Raw genomic sequence first — 17819 nt, 5'->3', positions numbered from 1 at the left:
AATTGTGCGGGACCGTTGTGGCAGATGGATGTTGGCCGCCTGGCGTCGGCGGCACGGCGGTTGCAGCCTGTGGCGCCTGTTCATCGCATGGCAGGACAACCAAGCCCTCCTCTCAGGGCACGCGGGTCGCATCGAACGACATCCCGCCACGGCTCTTCAATGCGATGGTGCTCACCTCGCTGTGCCCCTTGTCCACCAGCATCTCTGCGGTCCGCTGCAGATAGTCCTTGAAGTGGGGCGTTTGCCGGTGGGTGTCATAGGCAGCGGCATCGGCGTAGATCTCAAAGAAGATCCACTGCTCCGGATGCTCCTGCCGTGTAACGGCATACATCGCCAGGACGCCCGGTTCGATCCGCATGGACTCGCGCATCTCCGCCGTGACGATCCGGGTGAATGCCGGTATATCCGCGGGTTTGACCGTCACATCGACTATCCGGACCTCCGGCGTGTCGCCGCGCTGCATGACCGAGAGAGGGTCCGACTTTTCGGCAAGGAACACGGGCGTTGTTTCTGTCAACGTCTTGTCGGCGATGAGCGGCTGCGTGGCGCGTAGAAAATCGGCGTAGTGCGCGGACGCAAGATGCGTCTTCAAGGCGTCCGCATCCGCGTAGATTTCGAAGACGTACGCCACGCCCGGCCGCTGGCGATCGGTGACGGCGTGCATCGCCAGAACACCGGGCTCGGTCTGCAGGGAGGCGTCCATGTTGCGCCGGCCGGCCGCGTCGAACGCCTCCTGTCGGCCCGGGTCGGTGTGCAGCTCGAACATGCGCACGATGGGCTGTGCGGCGACGTCGGTGCTTCCCAGTATCAGGGACGTCAGCATCAATGCTATCCAGCCGGTCATGGTCTCCTCCTGCGCAGGGTTCAGTGGGCGAGCGTGCCGCGCCGCGCCTGGTCCGCGCGATCGGCGGCCTCGGCACTGACCACGTCGCGCAGCACCGCCACGACATGTTGCAGCTGCGCCTCGCTGAGCGCCACGTTCCGGCTGATGCGCATGTGCGCCTGCACCTGCGACTCGGTCCCTGTCATGGCCGACAGCGCGGCCACGGTGGCGAGCTCGCGATCACCCCAGTCGAGGTTGTCGCGCGCAAAAATCGCGCCGAACAGATGTTCCTTGAGGTAGCGGTCGATTTGAGGCGAGAACGCGAACAACGGGCCTGCGACGGGTTGACCCGACAACCGGGTCTGGTTGGCGGTGCCTACGGCCAGCATCTGGTCCGGCGCGGGCAGCGTGGCCGGTGCCTTGCCCTGTGCATCGTGGACGCCCTGTGCCTTGCGGTCCTCCACCACCGTCATGAAGGTGCCCAGTGCATTCAACGCGCGCGGAAAGCCTGCATAGGCGTAGAGCTGACCCAGGATTTCCTTGATCTCATTGATTGTCAGCCCGGCATCCAGCGCGGCGCGCAGGGCCGGTTCGAGGCGGTGAAGATCGCCGGCCGCCGTGAAAGCGGCGATTGGCAGGATGGCCTGTTGGCGTGCGGAGAGAGCCGACTGGGTGTTCATGTGGATATCCGTGGTGTGGGCGGGCCGCAGCGGCGGCTCGCACGGTGGGGCGGTGGCTGTGTCGGCCGTGCATCCGATGATGCGATCGGGCAGCGACAGCGAGGGTGGGGAAAGGCGGGGTGGTCATCGCGCGCTCCTGCTGGGATGGCCCAAGGTGGGGCGCACCCCATGGTGCCGCACCGTTTTATGTGGATAAACCTGCAGGCCACGAATAGAGCTATAAAAGCGGCTTATCAATGGGGCGGCCATGCGGCGCGAACACTACAACGACCTGCGCGCCCTCATGGCGGTGGCCCAGGAGCGCAGCTTCACCCGCGCCGCCGCGCGGATGGGGGTGTCGCAGGCTGCGCTGAGCTATACCGTGCGGGTGCTGGAGCAGCGGCTGGGGATCCGCTTGCTGACCCGCACCACGCGCAGCGTGACACCGACCGAAGCCGGTGAACGGCTGCTGGCGCAGATCGGGCCGCACTTCGCCAGCATCGACAGCGCTATCGACGACCTGAGTGAACTGCGCGATCGGCCCAGTGGCACCTTGCGCATCAACAGCAGCGATCCGGCCAGCGAACAGGTGGTCTGGCCCAAGCTGCAGCCTCTGCTGGATACCTACGCGGACATCCGGGTGGAGATCACCGACCAGTCCAATCTGGCCGACATCGTCGCGGAGGGGTTCGATGCGGGCATACGCCTGGGCGAGCAGGTGGCCAAGGGCATGATCGCGGTCCCGGTCACGCCGCCGCTCAGGATGGCCGTTGTCGGTGCCCCGGATTACTTCAAGCGGTGCGGGGTGCCGCGTACGCCCCAGGACCTGACCGTGCATGACTGCATCAACATGCGACTGCTGACCCAGGGTGGGCTGTATGCGTGGGAGTTCGAAAAGGACGGCCGCAGCGTGAACGTGCAGGTGGAGGGGCGGCTGACGTTGAGCAGTGTGCGCCTGATCGTCCAGGCGGCACTGGAGGGCCGCGGCCTGGCCTGCGTGCCGGACCTGATCGTGGCCGATGCATTGGCGGACAAGCGGCTGATGCGGGCGATGCAGGATTGGTGCCCGCCCTTTCCCGGTTTCCATCTCTACTACCCAAGCCGCCGCCAGAACTCGCCGGCGTTCGCGCTGCTGGTCGAAGCGCTTCGATGGGGTGGTGATGACGCACTGCTGAGAAAACCTCAGTAGTCCATGAACCCGGGGGCTGCTTATCAGTCCCCGCGGCGTGGGCCACCATGGCGCCCACTGAAAACACGTCCGGGTTCTGTCGCGCGTCGTCCGCGCTGCCCAACGCCACGTCCCTGTCTCGTCCCTGCGCACTGTGCAGGGCGGCAACGCCATTCCTGTTCCAGAGAGTGCTCCCCATGCCCCCTGTCGCCACCTCCCTCCCCGCGCAGAGCGACGCGCATCACGCTGCCGCCGCGCCGGCGCACTGGGCCGGCATCTTCGCCATGACCCTGTGCGTGTTCTGCCTGGTCGCCTCGGAATTCATGCCGGTCAGTCTGTTGACGCCCATCGCCACCTCGCTCGGCGTTACCGAAGGGTGGGCCGGCTATGGGATTGCCATCTCCGGTGCCTTCGCCGTCATCACCAGCCTGTTCATCGCCCGCATCGCAGGTGATCTCGACCGCAAGACACTGCTTCTGCTGCTCACCGTGGTGATGGGCATCTCCGGTGTCATCGTCAGCCTCGCCCCCAGCTATCCGGTCTACATGATCGGGCGCGCGCTGATCGGTGTGGTCATCGGCGGCTTCTGGTCGATGTCGGCCGCGATCGCGATACGGGTGGTACCGGCCGCGAGCGTGCCCAAGGCGCTCGCCGTCTTCAATGGCGGCAATGCGCTGGCGACGGTCGTGGCAGCCCCGCTGGGCAGCTACCTCGGCGGCATCATCGGCTGGCGCGGCGCCTTTCTGTGCCTGTTGCCGATCGCCGTGATCGCACTGGTGTGGCAATGGATCAGTCTTCCTGCCCTGAAGCCGGCGCCTCGCCAGGCGACCGGCAGCATCTTCGCTGTTCTCCGGCGCCCGCTCGTGCTGCGCGGGATGGCCGCCGTCGGGGTGTTCTTCAGCGGTCAGTTCATGCTGTTCACCTACCTGCGCCCGTTCCTTGAAACGGTGACGCATGTGAGCGTGGGCACGCTGTCGATGCTGCTGCTCGCGCTGGGGGTGGCCGGCTTCATCGGCACCGTGCTCATCGGGGGATGCATCCGGAAGAGCGTCTACCTGCCGCTGATGATCATCCCGCTGGTCATGGCCGTCATCGCGCTGGGGCTTACCGTCTTCGGTCACTCCAGCCGCATGGCCTTCGTGCTTCTCGCTGCCTGGGGCCTGGTGGCGACGGCTGCACCGGTCGCCTGGTGGGCATGGCTGGCCCGGTCCATGCCCGATGATGCCGAGGCGGGTGGCGGGCTGATGGTGGCGGTCGTGCAGCTCTCCATCGCGCTGGGTTCCACGGTGGGCGGGTTGCTTTTCGACGGCAGTGGCTACCGCGCGACTTTCATCGTCAGCGCGGCGGTGCTGCTTGCCGGTTCGCTGCTGGCGGCACTTACCGCGCGCACCCGCACGTCATAGTGCGGGATGGCGCAGCGCATTGATGAGGGCGGCAAACGCAGGCGATCCCTGCCGGCGGTTGGGGTAGTAGAGGTGGTAGCCGGAAAACAGCGGACACCACTCGTCCAGCACCTGCACCAGCTGGCCGCTGGCGAGGTAGGGTGCGGCAAGATCCTCGGTCACATACGCCAGTCCAATGCCATCCACGGCGGCATTGATGACATGGAACATGCTGTTGAACACCAGCTGCCCCTCTCCCTTGACGCTGAATTCCTTGCCGTCCTTTTCGAACTCCCATGCATAGATGCTGCCTGCGGGCCGGTGACGGATGTTGACGCAGGGCAACCCCGTGATCTCGTACGGCGTACGGGGTTTGGGATGGCGCTGGAAGTACGCAGGCGAGCCCACTACCACCAGCCGCCAGTCCGGACCAATGCGGACGGCGATCATGTCGTTGCTCAGCGCCTCGCCCAGGCGGATGCCCGCGTCGAAGCGTTCCTCGACCACGTTGGTGAATCCGTAGTCCACGTAGAACTCCAGCGTGATGTCCGGGTACGCGGCCAGGAAGGTCGCCAGCCTGGGCCGGATCACCATCTCGATGGCATCGTCGCTGCAGGTGATGCGAAGGGTGCCGGCGGGGCGGTCACGGAGATCGCCGAGCGCATCCACGCTCTCGCCGATGGCGTCGAAATGCGGGCCGATCGAGCGCATCAGCCGCTCGCCCGCTTCGGTGGGCGCGACATTGCGCGTGGTCCGTGCCAGCAGCCGGACCCCCAGGCGCGCCTCGAGCTGTTTCAGGGTGTGGCTCAGCGCCGATGCAGAGACCCCGAGCCGTGCCGCGGCCTTGGTGAAGCTCTGCTCCCTGGCGACGGCCAGAAACGCCTGCAGATCGTTGGTTTTCAGGACAGCCATTGCTGATTCCGCATCAGGAGTCGGGCGCGATGCCCACAGTAACACCACGAATTGTGAGCAGAGCTCAGCACGCCTTCCACATTCCCCCGGCTAATCACGGTGGTTGCGGAGGGCTACCGTGGGTCCGGCCTACCAACGCCCTGCATTTCTCACTGAGTACCTCTCATGAAACGACTTGCCCTGCTGCTGGCGCTGGCCGCCAGTTCCTTCACGACCCTGGGAGCCACGATGCCTACCGGTGCAGACAATTTCTACAAAAGTGACACGGTCACCGTTGAACGGGTGACCTTCAAGAACCAGTACCACATGGAGGTGGTGGGGAATCTCGTCCGGCCCAAGGCGACATCGAACGCCACCGCGTCGGCCGCGGTGATCGTCGGCCACCCGATGGGGGCGGTCAAAGAGCAGAGCTCCATGCTGTATGCGCAGAAGCTGGCCGAGCAGGGCTTCGTCACCCTGGCGATCGATCTGCCCTTCTGGGGAGAGAGCGAAGGCGAGCCGCGCAATCTGGTCGCGCCCGAGATGTACAGCGAAGCTTTCAGTGCCGCAGTGGACTACCTGGGGACCCGCGACTTCATCGACCGCGCGCGTATCGGTGTGCTCGGCATCTGTGGCAGCGGCAGTTTCGCCATCAGTGCGGCCAAGATGGATCCGCGGCTGCGGGCCATTGCCACGGTCAGCATGTATGACATGGGCGACGTGACGCGCAACGGTCTGGGCCAGTCGGTGTCGCTGGAACAGCGCAAGGCGATGTTGGCCAAGGCGGCCGAGCAGCGCTACACCGAGTTCACCACCGGCAAGGGAATCTTCCTCGACTATCTTCCCATCCAGCTGCCCGCCGATGCCGATTTCGTGACCCGCGAGTTCTGGGCGTTCTACCGTACCCCGCGTGGCATCGCCATTCCCAAGGGCCGCACGCTGGAGACCACGCAGAACCGCATGCTGACCAGCGAAGTCCGCTTCGTGAACTTCTATCCGTTCAATGACATCGAGACGATCTCGCCACGCCCGATGCTGTTCATCGCCGGCAGCGAGGCCCACTCGCTGGAGTTCAGCCAGAAGGCCTACGCGCTGGCCGGGCAGCCCAAAGCGCTGCATATCGTTCCCGGTGCTGGACACGTGGATCTTTATGATCGCGCCGACCTGATTCCGTTCGAGACACTGACGCGGTTCTTCAGGAGCAACCTGAGCGCCGACTGACACCGGCGCAGGGTGCGGGGCGGCCATCGCGTCCGGGCTGCACCCGGACGCGATGGTTTCACGTCCGCCAGGTCCGGCTCAGGGCTTGATCTGGCCGGTCCAGGACTTGCTCATGATCTTCCACTGGCCATCGGTCTTGAGCAGGACCACGTAGTCCACGCCGTCCCAGCCGGGGTAATCCAGCATCACGCGGACGGCGGCCAGATTGGTGGCCATGTCCACGATTTCATAGCGGCGCTTGCGCTGGGCCTCGTTGGCCGCCGGCGTGCCGTTGAAGCCTTCTGCGAACTGTTCCCCGGTCCGCATCTGCAGCGCGCTGCCACGGGCTTCGGAGTAGCCGATCATCACGCCGTCTGCCCGGAAGACGTCCTTGGCCAACGTGTTGTCGGCAGTGATGTAGGCGCGCATGAAGGTCTGCATGACCTTGTCCACCGCCTCACGATCGGTGCTCTGCGCCATGGCCGAGGTGGGGAGCAGCAGGAACAGGCTGGCGGCAAGGCCAACGGATCGAATCGATACTTTCATGGTGTTTCCTCAGGGGTGTGGTGTGTGGGAGATCAGGGTTGAGCGGCTGCCTGGTTGGACGCCTGCACGGTGTGGACGCGAAGCGCCTCGACCACGGCCTGCGCCACCGGCGTGGCAGAGGCATAGTTCTGCCCGGTCACCAGCCGGCCATCGACTTCGACATGCGGGTCATCGCTTTCCACCGTCCGGAAGGCACCGCCGCGGGACACGACGGTCTGGCGGATCAGGAACGGGAACTGGTGGAAGTAGGGCGCATCCTGGCGTTCGTGCTCTTCGGGGTAGCCGCTGATGCGCTTGCCCGAGACCAGGTACTGGCCACCGGCAAGCTGGAGATTCACGATGCCGGCCGTTCCGTGGCAGACCGCCGAGATGACCCCGCCGTTGCCCTCGTAGACCTGCATGGCAATGCGCTGCAGCGCCACGTTCTCGGCGACCCCGTACATGGCATTGCTGCCGCCCACGTAGTACACCGCGCGGTACTGCGTGGGATCGATCTGTGCCGGGGTGACGGTGCCGCGCAGCCCGCGCATGATCCGGGCATCGTCCAGACGGTGCGCCACGTCGTCGCTGACGTAGTCATCCAGAATCGGTACGGCGCCGCCGTCGGGCGATACGAAGTCCACCGCATAGCCGGCGGCATGGAAGACATCCCAGGCATGCACGACCTCGCCAAAGCTGACGCTGGCCGGGAGCGTGGAGGTCCCATGCACCGTGGCGCTGGCGAGGATGAACAGGACGCGGTCCTGCTGGCCGCCGGCGGGCTGCCCCACGGCCGCGGGGATGGTGCTCCGCGGCGCAGCGTCGGTGGTGCAGGTACCGCCCAGCCAGACGCTGAGCAGGAGCAATACGAAGGTGGCGATGGTACGTAACGTCTGCATGGCACTGACTCGCAGGAAGGAGCCAGCACCCTATCCAATCGCTTTCAAATCAATGTATTGCAGCGTCTTCCCGGAGTGCGGAAATCGATTCTAGGAGTGTGTGGCGGCCGTGCGGTAGGCCGCCGGGGTGACGCCCTCGCACTTCTTGAACGCGCTGTAGAAGGTCGACATGGACTGGAAGCCCGCTTCCTGCGCCACGATATCCAGCGGCTTGGGAGGCTGCTGTTGCAGGATGGCCTTGGCTTCGATCACCCGCAGCTGGGTCAGGTACTGCTTGAACGAGGTCTGGTTGTTGTCGTTGAGCAGCTGCGACAGCCGGGTCTGGGGAATGCCAAGCCGGCGGGCGAGGCGGGGCAGGGTCAGGGCGGGGTCCAGATGCAACCGCTCGCGCGCCATCAGCTCGGCCAGGGCCTGGAGTTGAACGGCGGCGTCGGACGCGGGAATTCGACGGTCCTGATAGGGCTCGATCGGCGCCCGGCCCGAGCGCAGCCGGAGCCCGACCAGAACGCTCACCGCCAGAACGAAGGTGAAGGACAGCGCGCCGACGATATAGGACGTGTAACCGGCCGTGTAGTACGCGATCCAGATGATCCAGATGCCCGCCAGCGCGCCGAGCAGCAGCGGGGCGGACGGCGAGGACAGCAGCCGGGCGCGGTGGCGATACATCTGCACGGTGGTGAGCAGCAGATAGCCCAGCCAGGCATAGTTGATGCCCGGCGTGATGACGTACCGCCACAGCTCGATATTGCGGGTGTACGGCAGCAGGACATTCACTGCCACGGCAAGCACCAGCAGCGCGGCGAGGTGCCACCGGCCGTTCGTGTCCGTCCCGGCAGTCTCCCGTTGGCTGGAGCGCACCAGAAAGTAGAGGCAGGGGCCGATCAGGAAACAGGCGGTCAGCCCGAGCTGGAGAACGACCAGCGGAATATCCGGCCAGAAGTGGAAGGCCACGGATTTTCCCGTTCGCACACCCACCATCAGGATCAGCAGCGACAGCCAACGCTGCGTGGGCTCGCCCTTGGCGCGCCACCACAATACCGACGCCGCGACGATGCCATTGAAGGCGCCCAGCATCGCGAAGAAGAAGAGAAAGTGTTGGCTGAGCATTGGCGCAGTATTGAGAAAATACGCGGCCCGTCAAGCGGGTCGCTTTTACCCCCGTGTATTCTCTGCACATGGATGACACTCAATTTCTGGCGCGGCGGCGCCGGCTGTTGGCCGCGCTTGCGGGCGCCGCATTGTTGCCCTCGTGCGCGCAAGGCAATGCGGTTGAGGGGGCGGTGGCCGTGCCGACGCTGGCGTCCGGGCGGGCGGGGATGGCGCCGTATCTGTTCCTGACCGTCACCAGCGCCACACGCAGCGTGGAGGAACTCGCGCACCTGGTGCAGTCCACGCTGCTGCCGGCGTTGGCACCAGCAGACATCCTGCACGCGTATGGTCCGGTGGCCGGCGCGATACAGCTGTGGATGGCGCTGGAGCCTCACATGCTGGACCACTACGGTGTGAGCGTGGATGCCGCGCTGTCCCTTCTGGCCGGCGCCGTGGATGGCACCGTAGGCCCGGTGCCGGGCCGCAACACACTCGATGCGTGGGCGATCCAGCGCACCCACACCCGGGCCGAGGTGAACGCCAACGACATCACGCTGTCGCTGCCAGGCGAGAGCCACGCGCCGCTGTTTGCCTTGGGCAGCTCGCACTACGCGCTGGCGCCCCCGCCGTGGTCGAGCCAGGCCTGTTACTCCTTCATGCTCGAGCCACGCCGTCGCGTGGTCGCACCGTTCGAGCAGCACTGCCAGGCACTGCTCGACGCTGCGGCCGACGTCCTCCCCGATGATCTGCAGATCCAGATGGGACGACTGGGGGATTTCATGAAGGCCGTGCCTACGCTGTACGTGAGCGTGAAGGATGAAGACTCATGACGCCGGCGACTTGCGTTGGCCGCTCCATGATTTGCTCACGATCATCCACTTGCCATCGATGTTCAGCAGGGCAAGGTAGTCTTCGCCATCCCAACCAGGGTAATCCAGCGTCAGCTTCACCTGCGCAGCGTGTGGGGTGACGTCCAGGATCCGGTAACTGCGTTTGCGCTGCGCCTCATCCGCGGCCGGCTCGCCAGTGAAGCCTTTGGCCCATTCTTCTGTGGTCTGGGTGACCATGCGGCCAGCGGCGGGGGAGTAGCCCACCACCACGCCATCTTTCCTGAGCACCTCGAATACCAGCGCCGGGTCACCTGCCTCGAAGCCACGCAGCATCTTCTGCATGACCTGGTCTACGGCGTCATGGTCGCTGGTCTGTGCCAGAACGGTGGTGGGGGAGAACAGCAGCGCGGCGGAGAAGAGGGCGCAGAGCAGTGAACGTTTCATGGTGGACCCAGGTAGGCAGGAGCCAGCAGGCTGCCTGATCCGTGTCGCATCAACGGCGTGCAGTACGTTCCAGGACTCCGGGATTCGCTTCCCGGAGTTCTCCCGTCAGCGCACTTCGGCAAGCACCGCGCGCACCCGCAGGGCCAACTCCTCCAGCGTGAACGGTTTGCCGATCAGGTGGACGCTGGGGTCCAGTACGCCGTCGTGCTCCAGCGCATTGCGACTGTAGCCGGTGGTGAACAGCACTTTCAGATCCGGGCGCCGCTTCAGGGCCTCATCGGCCAGCTGTCGCCCGTTGACCTCGGGCATCACCACATCGGTGAACAGCAGGGCGATATCGGGATGGCTGTCGAGCAGGGCAAGCGCGGTGGCGGCCCCTTCGGCGGCGAGCACCGGGTAGCCCAGCTCGCTCAACGCATCGATGGAGAACTGGCGGACGCCGGGCTCGTCTTCCACGATCAGCACCCGCTCGCGGCCCCCGCTCAGCGGAGCGGTACCGCTGGTTGTCGGCGAAGGCGTGGCGGCGATGTCGGCCATGAGGCGCGGCAGATACAGGGTCACCGTTGTTCCCTGCCCGACGGCAGAGCGGATCTTCACGTGACCGGCCGACTGTTTGACGAAGCCATACACCTGCGACAGGCCAAGCCCAGTGCCTTGTCCCACCTTTTTCGTGGTGAAGAAAGGATCGAATGCCTTGGCGACCACCTCCGGCGGCATGCCGCTGCCGTTGTCGGCCACGGTGATCAGAACGTATTCGCCATCGGGAACCTCCGCCTGGGCGGAGCCAGCGCCCGCGGTGATCTCGCCGTTGGCGGTTTCCACCGTGAGGCGCCCACCGCCAGGCAGCGCATCGCGCGCATTGACGGCCAGGTTGAGAATCACGTTCTCCAGCTGATTGGCATCGGCGAACGTCCGCCACAGGTCGGCGGCCAGTACGGTCTGCAGGCGGATGCTGCTGCCCAGCGAATGCACCAGCAGGTCGGACATGCCCGCCACCAGCTGGTTCACATCCAGTGGCACCGGCTGCAATGGCTGCTGGCGCGAGAACGCCAGCAACCGCTGGGTGAGCTGTGCCGCCCGGGTGGCGCCATCGATGGCCATGTCGATGTAGCGCTTGGTGCGCGGGTCGTTGTCGCCGAGCCGCATCGCCAGCAGATCCAGCGGGCCGATCACGGTCGCCAGCATGTTGTTGAAGTCGTGGGCGATACCGCCGGTGAGCTGGCCGACGGCCTCCATCTTCTGACTCTGCCGAAGCGCATCTTCCACGCGGGTGCGCTCGGCGACCTCTTCGAGCACGCGGCTTTCCAGCTGCTCGTTCAATTCCTTCAAGCGGGCGTCGGCGATCTTGCGCGCGGTGATCTCGATCACCACCCCAACCACGCGGACGCAGCGGTCGCCCTCGAAGTGACCCCGGCCCTTGGCCGCGACCCAGCGCACGATCCCGTCTTCCTTGCCGACCGTGCGGTACTCCACGTCATAGAGCGCGCGCTGGGCCGGATCAGCCGCGGCGGCAAAGGCGGCGAGGGTCGCTGCACGGTCGTCGGGGTGGATGCCTTCGTTGAAATCACGCAGCGACACCGGAACATCGGCGGAGATGCCGAACATCGCTTTGGTCCGGGGCGGCCAGATCAAGGCGTCCGCCACCAGGTCGACATCCCAGAAGCCCATGTCGCCTGCCTCGGTGGCAAACCGCAGGCGCTCCTCGCTTTTGGCCAGGGCGGCCTCGGCGGCTTCACGCACGGTCAGATCCAGCATCGCGCCGATCATCCGCAGCGGCTCGCCCACCGCACCACGCAGGACGGTGCCGCGGTCGAGCACGGAGGCGAAACTGCCATCGGCGCGGCGGAACCGGTATTCGTTGTTCCACGCGGTACCGTCGCCCTCGATCACGGCATGGATATCCGCATCGACGCGCGCCCGGTCGTCGGGGTGGATATGGTCCAGCCACCACTGCGCGCTGGTTTCGCTCAGCGCATGGCCGAACAGCGTGGTCAGTGCCTCGTTCCAGATCACGTGACCATCGGAGATGCGCCAGTCCCAGATCGCATCGTTGGTGGCCTGCGCGGCCAGCCGATAGCGTTCCTCCACTTCAGCATGACGGGCTTCGGCCGCCTTGCGGTCGGTGATGTCCAGCGAGGTGCCGACCAAGCCCACCACGGTTCCGTCGGCATCACGCAACGGCGATTTGGTGGACAGCCAGCAGGCGCGCCGGCCATCGGCAAAGCTCACGTCTTCTTCGAGCTGCTCGGTCTGGCCGCTGGCCATGACCCGCTCGTCGGTGGCCATCACCGTGGCGGCCTGGGCCGGGTCGCTGAGCAGTTCGGCATCGGTGCGCCCCACATACACCTCGGGTGGCAGACCGATCAGATCGGTGGTGCCACGGTTGCCGATCAGGATCCGGCCCTGGCGGTCCTTGGCGTACACCACACCCGGCGCGGCCTCCACGAACGAACGCAGCAGGGTCTGCGCCTGGTCACGCTCGGCCTCCACCCGCCTGCGGTCATCGATGTCGATCAGCACGCCGGGAAACCCGACCGCGTTTCCGCTGGCATCCAGATCGACCCGGCCGATGGCCTCGATCCAGCGATAGGCACCGTCCGCGCCGCGGGTGCGGTACTGGTGGGCATAGCGACCGCCACGGCGCACGGCGTCGGCGATCGCCTCCGCCAGACCCGGGCGGTCCTCGGGGTGAACGGCGGACACCACCTGCTCCAGGCGCAGTTCACTGCGCGCGAGTGCGGGGTCCAGGCCATGCACCTCGGCGAGGGCATCGTCGATGGTCAGACTGTCGCGGGCGACATCCCAGAACCAGGTGCCGATGATTGCGCCGGCGGCCAGCGCCAGTTTGACGCGCTCGGTATCCCGTTCGCCGTGGGAACCCGTGGTAGGTGAAGAGCTCAAGCGGTACCTGCGATCAGCGGGGGGCGGCCGCCCTAGCGTATCGCTGCGGGGTGTCGCTGTGGAACCCTCCCAGCGCTGCGCGGCAGCGCCTCAGGGAATCAACCGCGCCGCCCGCAGCCGCGTGAACAGCGCGAAGAACGCATCGTCACTGGGCTGGTAATCCAGGAACCCCATCCGGCGGCTCTTGGACATGTCCGTCACCACTTCCAGCGGGCGCCCGAGATCGGCATCGGTGTGCCAGGGCGAGATCAGCTGGTGGATGTCAGACTCGGCCAGGCCGTGGGTGGCGGCCAGCGACGACCACAGCGCGGCATCATCGGCCATCTGCTCGGCGAGCGGACGGACCTGACCACTGAACGGCACGGCCTCGATATCGAACCACGCGGCGATCCGGCCCCACATCCAGCGCCAGCGGAACACATCGCCATTGACCACGTTGAAGGCCTGGTTGGCGGCGGCCGGGGTCTGCGTCGCCCACAACAGGTGCCGTGCCAGCTGTCCGGCATCGGTCATGTCGGTCAGCCCGTCCCACTGCGCGAGGGAGCCGGGGAACTGGAACGGGCGCCCGGTGTGGCGGCACAGGGTGGCATGCACGGCCAGCGTGGTGCCCATGTTCATGGCATTGCCCACCGCTGCGCCGATCACGGTATGCGGGCGATGCACGCTCCAGTGGAAGCCATCGCGGGCGGCGGCGGCAAACACCTCGTCTTCCTGTGCGTAGTAGAAGTTGTCCACGGGCAGGCGCGGTTGTTCTTCACGGAAGGGCGTCTGCGGCAGGTTGCCCTGCGCGTACGCCTCGAACGGTCCCAGGTAATGCTTCAGGCCCGTGACCAGTGCCACATGCTGCACGCTGCCGGCTGGCTGCAGTGCATCCAGCAGATGGCGCACCATCGCGCTGTTGACCCGGATGTTTTCGGCCTCGTTGGCCTGCCGGGACCAGGTGGTGATGAACACGTGCGTGGGGGCCAGTCCGGACAGCGCGGCGCGCGTGGCCTGCGCATCGCGCAGGTCGGCGCAGACGCCGTGGGCGCCGGCGGGCAGCGAATCGGGCCGACGGGCCAGGCCGTGGACGTCCCAGCCCTCCTGCAGCAGTCGTTGTATCAGTGCACTGCCCACGATGCCCGTTGCACCGACCACCAACGCTTTCTGCTTCACGATGTCGCCTCTTTCATTGCTTTACAGGCGCACACCTTAGGATATCGAGGTACGCCTCGAAAGAAGGCACCAAACGGTAACCACACATGAAAACGGGTACTCCCGAAGCGCATTGGCGAGAGGATTGCGCCCCCCGGCGGGTGCTGGAGCTGTTCAGCACCAAGTGGACCTCGATGGTGCTGCACACCCTGGCCGTGCGCCATGACGGCATTGCCCGCAGCAACGCGCTGCACCGCAGCCTGCCGGCCGTCTCCAAGAAGATGCTGATCCAGACGCTGCGTGACATGGAGCATGCGGGGATCGTGCTGCGCACCGAGTACCCCACCGTGCCGCCCTCGGTGGAGTACACATTGACCCCACTGGGGCGGCAACTGGTCGAACCGATCGAACTGATCTACGACTGGGCGCGCCGCAATGCTGGCGCCCTGGATGCGCTGCAGCCGCGCGCGACGTCACGGCGCCGCTGAGCGGGACGTGCCAGCCGGATCGGGCAGCGTACGGCTCCCCTCCAGCGCATCGATGCGGTGACCCTCAGGTTCTGGCTCCTGCACGTGCTGGGTTGGTCGCTGTTCGCGCTGATCGCCTTCCTTGCGCGACCGAGTGAAGCGTCGGTGCCGGACGCGCCCTTGAAGAACGCGTCGGCCTCGCGGCCACAGGGAGCGATATATGACCTGCGGTCAGGGACCGGATCCAATGGCGGCCTGACCGGATGAGCGGTCAGTGCGGTGTGGTGACCCGCAGCCCACGCAGCAGCAGGTCGAGCGCCGCCACGCTCTGTGCCAGCCGCGCATCGCCATCATCGCCATCGGCGATCCAGAACGCGGCCTCGGCCAGGCTGCCGTACACCAGGGAGGCCAGGGCCTGCGGATGGGCCTCGGCGACCACGCCCTGATCGATCAGGTGCGCGAGCAGGCGCTGCATGGAATCGATGCAGTGGCGCTGCGATTCCGGCGAGGCGCCGCCGAGCACCGCCCGCGCATCGCGCAGGACGATGCGCTGGATGGTCGGCTCCAGGGCCATCTCCAGATACCCCATGCAGCGAAGACGAAAGCCCGTCCAGGGATCCTCGGCGGCGTCGGAGATCGCCTTGAGGCGGTCGTCCATCTCAGCGTCGATCTCATCGACGACGGCCGCGAGCAGGCCCTGCTTGTCACCGAAGTGGTGATACAGGGCGCCACGGGTGAGCCCGGCCTGCGCGGTGAGGTCGTCCATCGAGGTCTCGGCGTAGCCACGCTCGGTGAAGACCACGCGGGCCGTCGCCAGCAGCGTGGCGCGGGTCTGCTCCATGTCGGCGCGGGTGCGACGGGCCATCGATATCTCCTTGCTTGCGGGGCGGACCGCTGTTTACATCCGGAGCGTATGTATATAGGATTTTAAACATACGTTGTGTATGTAAAAGGTGGAAAACCAGTGAAACGCGCAGTGACCCGTCCCTATCGAGAGTTGTTCGCTGCGCCCGGTACCACCGGGTTTGCGCTGGCGGGGCTGCTGGCGCGGCTGCCGTTGCCGATGACCGGCATCGGCCTCATCACGCTGCTGGCCCAGGTGCGCGGCAGCTATGCATTGGCCGGCGCGGTAGCCGCGACGTTCGTGCTGACCTATGCGTTGCTGTCGCCGCAGGTATCCCGTCTGGTGGACCGGCATGGACAGCGCCGTGTCGTGCCGATGGCCACCGGCGTCAGCGTGATCGGCCTGCTGATGCTGCTGGCGGCCTCGTGGTGGGAAGCGCCGGCGGCCGTGCTGTTCCTCGGGGCACTGCTGGCCGGGGCGATGCCCAGCATGTCGGCCATGGTGCGCGCGCGCTGGACCGCGATCTATCGCGGACAGTCGCGCCTGCAGACCGCGTACGCGCTGGAAACCGTGTTCGATGAGGTCACCTTCATCGTCGGGCCGCCGTTATCGATCGGCCTGGCGGTCTCGCTGTTTCCGCAGGCGGGTGTCCTCGCCGCTACCGTGCTGCTGCCGATCGGCGCGCTTGCGTTGATCGCGCAGCGCCGAACCGAGCCCCCGATCGAGGCCGTACTACCCCATGCCGCACCTGCTGCGTCCGTCATCCGTCTGCCGGGTGTGCGGTGGCTGGCCGTGTTGATGGTCGCGATGGGCGTGATCGTGGGCACCGTCGATATCGTCAGCGTCGCCTTCGCCGCGCACGTGGGGCAGCCCGCCGCCGCCAGCGTCGTGCTGTGTGCGTATGCCGCCGGCTCCTGCCTGTCCGGGGTACTGTTCGGTGCGCTCAAGCTGCAGACGCCACTGCGCCGCCTGTTGCTGCTGGGCGGGATCGCGACCGCATTGACCACCTTGCCGCTGCTGCTGGTGGGAAGCATCGCCGCACTCGCCGTGACGGTCTTCGCGGCGGGTGTGTTCTTCGCCCCGACGATGATCGTGGCGATGTCGTTGATCGAGCAACAGGTCCCGCCGCGCCAGCTCACCGAGGGCATGACCTGGCTGCTGGCGGCGCTGAACGTGGGCGTGGCGCTGGGCGCGGCGATCGCCGGCTATGGGGTGGATGCACACGGGCCACGCGCCGGGTACCTGGTTGCCTTGTGTGCGGGAGGAGCGGTGCTGCTGGCGGCGGCGTTCGCGCACGGCGTGTTGCGTCCGCGTGAGCCACGCCACCTGGGGATCTGCTGATGCAGGCGCAATCCACACCGCGCCACCCGTGGTGGGCGGTCACCGCGGTCAGTCTGGCCACCTTCTCGGTCGTCACCACGGAGATGCTGCCGGTCGGCCTGCTGACCCCGATCGCCGAAGCGTTGGACACCACCACCGGCACTGCGGGCCTGATGATCTCGTTGCCCGCACTGCTGGCAGCGCTGTTCGCACCGCTGGTGGTGATCAGCGCCGGCAGCGTGGATCGACGCTCGCTGCTGTGCGGGCTGCTGGGTCTGCTGGTGATCGCCAACCTGGGTACGGCTTTCGCCCCCACGCTGGGCTGGATGCTGGCGGCCCGCGTGCTGGTCGGGCTGTGCATGGGCGGCATCTGGGCCATTGCCGGCGGGCTGGCGGTGCGGCTGGTGGCAACGCGATCGGTCGGCCTGGCCACATCGCTCATCTTTGGCGGCGTGGCGGCTGCTTCCGTGCTGGGCGTTCCGCTTGGCGCGCTGATCGGGGAGCTGCTGGGATGGCGTTGGGCGTTCGGCAGCATGGCGCTGCTGGGGGCCGCCGTCCTTGCCCTGCACCTGGCCGTGATGCCCGGGCTGCCGCCGTCCGGCACGACCAGCGTGCGCCAGTTCGGTCAGCAACTGGGCAACCGCGGGCTGCAGCTTGGGTTGATGCTGACCTTCCTGCTGGTCGCCGGGCACTTCATCGCCTTTACGTTCGTTCGGCCGCTGCTGATGTCGGTCTCGGGATTCGACGCGCGCTGGGTGGGGCTGTTGTTGTTCGGCTACGGCGCCGCGGGCATGGCCGGCAACTTCCTTGCCGGCATCGCGGCAGCACGACGTACCAGGCTGACGGTGTCGCTGATCGCGGCGGGTCTGGTGCTGGCGCCCTCGCTGTTCCTGACCCTCGGGGAGTCGCGCCTGGGCGGTGCCGTCGCGCTGCTGGCGTGGGGGCTGGCCTACGGCGGGGTATCGGTGGGCTTGATGACGTGGATGATGAAGGCCGTGCCCAGGGCGATGGAAATCGCCTCCGCACTCTATGTCGGTGCCTTCAATGTCGGGATCGCATCCGGGGCGTGGGTGGGCGGCCAAGCACTGGATCGGCTCGGTGTGACCGCCAATCTGTGGCTCACCGGTGGCTTCGCGGTCGCGGCAGGGGTGGTGTGCCTTGCTGGCCGCCGGATGGAATGGACGGAGCGGGACACCGGCATGCCTTCGCGCGCACCGTGACAGGGTGGCCCGAATCCTCCCCG

Annotated in this window: 17 protein-coding genes; 7 read left to right on the top strand and 10 right to left on the bottom strand. The window is 66.6% G+C overall.

Features of this window, described 5'->3' with window-relative positions; genetic code table 11:
* Positions 1–112: 112 nt before the first annotated feature.
* The gene (locus ABE422_RS10530; protein WP_346482941.1) at positions 113–844 is read right to left on the bottom strand and encodes an antibiotic biosynthesis monooxygenase; all 732 of its coding nucleotides are present in this window, start codon (positions 842–844) and stop codon (positions 113–115) included.
* 20 nt (positions 845–864) lie between these two features.
* Complete coding sequence (locus tag ABE422_RS10525) at positions 865–1503, bottom strand: carboxymuconolactone decarboxylase family protein (protein WP_313219462.1); 639 nt, start codon at positions 1501–1503, stop codon at positions 865–867.
* A 247-nt stretch (positions 1504–1750) separates the two neighbouring features.
* On the opposite strand from ABE422_RS10525, the gene ABE422_RS10520 reads away from it, so the two are divergent.
* Both ABE422_RS10520 and ABE422_RS10515 read left to right on the top strand, forming a co-directional pair.
* Positions 1751–2671 (top strand): LysR family transcriptional regulator, encoded by a 921-nt coding sequence (locus ABE422_RS10520; RefSeq protein WP_313211309.1) that lies wholly within the window; start codon positions 1751–1753, stop codon positions 2669–2671.
* 263 nt (positions 2672–2934) lie between these two features.
* Positions 2935–4053: an MFS transporter gene (locus tag ABE422_RS10515; protein WP_346482940.1), complete on the top strand. Its 1119-nt coding sequence runs from the start codon at positions 2935–2937 to the stop codon at positions 4051–4053.
* Here ABE422_RS10515 and ABE422_RS10510 read toward each other — a convergent pair.
* Positions 4048–4944 (bottom strand): LysR family transcriptional regulator, encoded by an 897-nt coding sequence (locus ABE422_RS10510; RefSeq protein ID WP_123730014.1) that lies wholly within the window; start codon positions 4942–4944, stop codon positions 4048–4050. The two genes, ABE422_RS10515 and ABE422_RS10510, sit on opposite strands and share 6 nt — an antisense overlap.
* A 165-nt stretch (positions 4945–5109) precedes the next feature.
* On the opposite strand from ABE422_RS10510, the gene ABE422_RS10505 reads away from it, so the two are divergent.
* The gene (locus ABE422_RS10505; RefSeq protein WP_346482939.1) at positions 5110–6144 is read left to right on the top strand and encodes an alpha/beta hydrolase; all 1035 of its coding nucleotides are present in this window, start codon (positions 5110–5112) and stop codon (positions 6142–6144) included.
* 78 nt (positions 6145–6222) lie between these two features.
* Here ABE422_RS10505 and ABE422_RS10500 read toward each other — a convergent pair whose 3' ends face one another.
* From ABE422_RS10500 to ABE422_RS10490, 3 genes are all read right to left on the bottom strand, one after another.
* Entirely contained in the window at positions 6223–6669 is a 447-nt protein-coding gene (locus ABE422_RS10500) for a nuclear transport factor 2 family protein (RefSeq protein ID WP_121040371.1), read from the bottom strand.
* A 32-nt stretch (positions 6670–6701) separates the two neighbouring features.
* Positions 6702–7547, bottom strand: a complete 846-nt coding sequence (locus ABE422_RS10495) for a type 1 glutamine amidotransferase domain-containing protein (protein ID WP_346482938.1) — start codon at positions 7545–7547, stop codon at positions 6702–6704.
* 90 nt (positions 7548–7637) lie between these two features.
* On the bottom strand, positions 7638–8654 hold the full coding sequence (locus tag ABE422_RS10490; RefSeq protein ID WP_346482937.1) for a helix-turn-helix domain-containing protein: 1017 nt from the start codon (positions 8652–8654) through the stop codon (positions 7638–7640).
* Positions 8655–8863: 209 nt separating this feature from the next.
* Between ABE422_RS10490 and ABE422_RS10485 the strand changes: the two genes are divergently transcribed.
* On the top strand, positions 8864–9466 hold the full coding sequence (locus tag ABE422_RS10485) for a hypothetical protein (RefSeq protein ID WP_346482936.1): 603 nt from the start codon (positions 8864–8866) through the stop codon (positions 9464–9466).
* Here ABE422_RS10485 and ABE422_RS10480 read toward each other — a convergent pair.
* The 3 genes from ABE422_RS10480 to ABE422_RS10470 all read right to left on the bottom strand — a co-directional run bounded on the left by ABE422_RS10480 (position 9461) and on the right by ABE422_RS10470 (position 13969).
* On the bottom strand, positions 9461–9910 hold the full coding sequence (locus tag ABE422_RS10480; protein ID WP_346482935.1) for a nuclear transport factor 2 family protein: 450 nt from the start codon (positions 9908–9910) through the stop codon (positions 9461–9463). The genes ABE422_RS10485 and ABE422_RS10480 overlap by 6 nt on opposite strands.
* Positions 9911–10015: 105 nt before the next feature.
* Complete coding sequence (locus ABE422_RS10475; RefSeq protein ID WP_346482934.1) at positions 10016–12811, bottom strand: PAS domain-containing protein; 2796 nt, start codon at positions 12809–12811, stop codon at positions 10016–10018.
* Between the two features lie 90 nt (positions 12812–12901).
* On the bottom strand, positions 12902–13969 hold the full coding sequence (locus ABE422_RS10470) for an SDR family oxidoreductase (protein WP_313212949.1): 1068 nt from the start codon (positions 13967–13969) through the stop codon (positions 12902–12904).
* Positions 13970–14052: 83 nt separating this feature from the next.
* Here ABE422_RS10470 and ABE422_RS10465 point away from each other — a divergent pair, with 83 nt between their 5' ends.
* On the top strand, positions 14053–14433 hold the full coding sequence (locus ABE422_RS10465; RefSeq protein WP_313212937.1) for a helix-turn-helix domain-containing protein: 381 nt from the start codon (positions 14053–14055) through the stop codon (positions 14431–14433).
* Between the two features lie 250 nt (positions 14434–14683).
* On the opposite strand, the gene ABE422_RS10460 is transcribed toward ABE422_RS10465, so the two are convergent.
* The gene (locus tag ABE422_RS10460) at positions 14684–15277 is read right to left on the bottom strand and encodes a TetR/AcrR family transcriptional regulator (protein ID WP_346482933.1); all 594 of its coding nucleotides are present in this window, start codon (positions 15275–15277) and stop codon (positions 14684–14686) included.
* A gap of 111 nt (positions 15278–15388) precedes the next feature.
* On the opposite strand from ABE422_RS10460, the gene ABE422_RS10455 reads away from it, so the two are divergent.
* Both ABE422_RS10455 and ABE422_RS10450 read left to right on the top strand, forming a co-directional pair.
* Positions 15389–16597: an MFS transporter gene (locus ABE422_RS10455; RefSeq protein ID WP_313212934.1), complete on the top strand. Its 1209-nt coding sequence runs from the start codon at positions 15389–15391 to the stop codon at positions 16595–16597.
* Complete coding sequence (locus ABE422_RS10450) at positions 16597–17796, top strand: MFS transporter (protein ID WP_346482932.1); 1200 nt, start codon at positions 16597–16599, stop codon at positions 17794–17796. The genes ABE422_RS10455 and ABE422_RS10450 overlap by 1 nt, the downstream gene beginning before the upstream one ends.
* Positions 17797–17819: the final 23 nt, after the last annotated feature.

The organism is Stenotrophomonas sp. TWI1151 (genome assembly GCF_039673135.1).
Taxonomy (GTDB): domain Bacteria; phylum Pseudomonadota; class Gammaproteobacteria; order Xanthomonadales; family Xanthomonadaceae; genus Stenotrophomonas.
The sequence above is the reverse complement of the archived record's forward strand: the minus strand, read 5'-3'. Positions and strand labels throughout refer to the sequence as shown.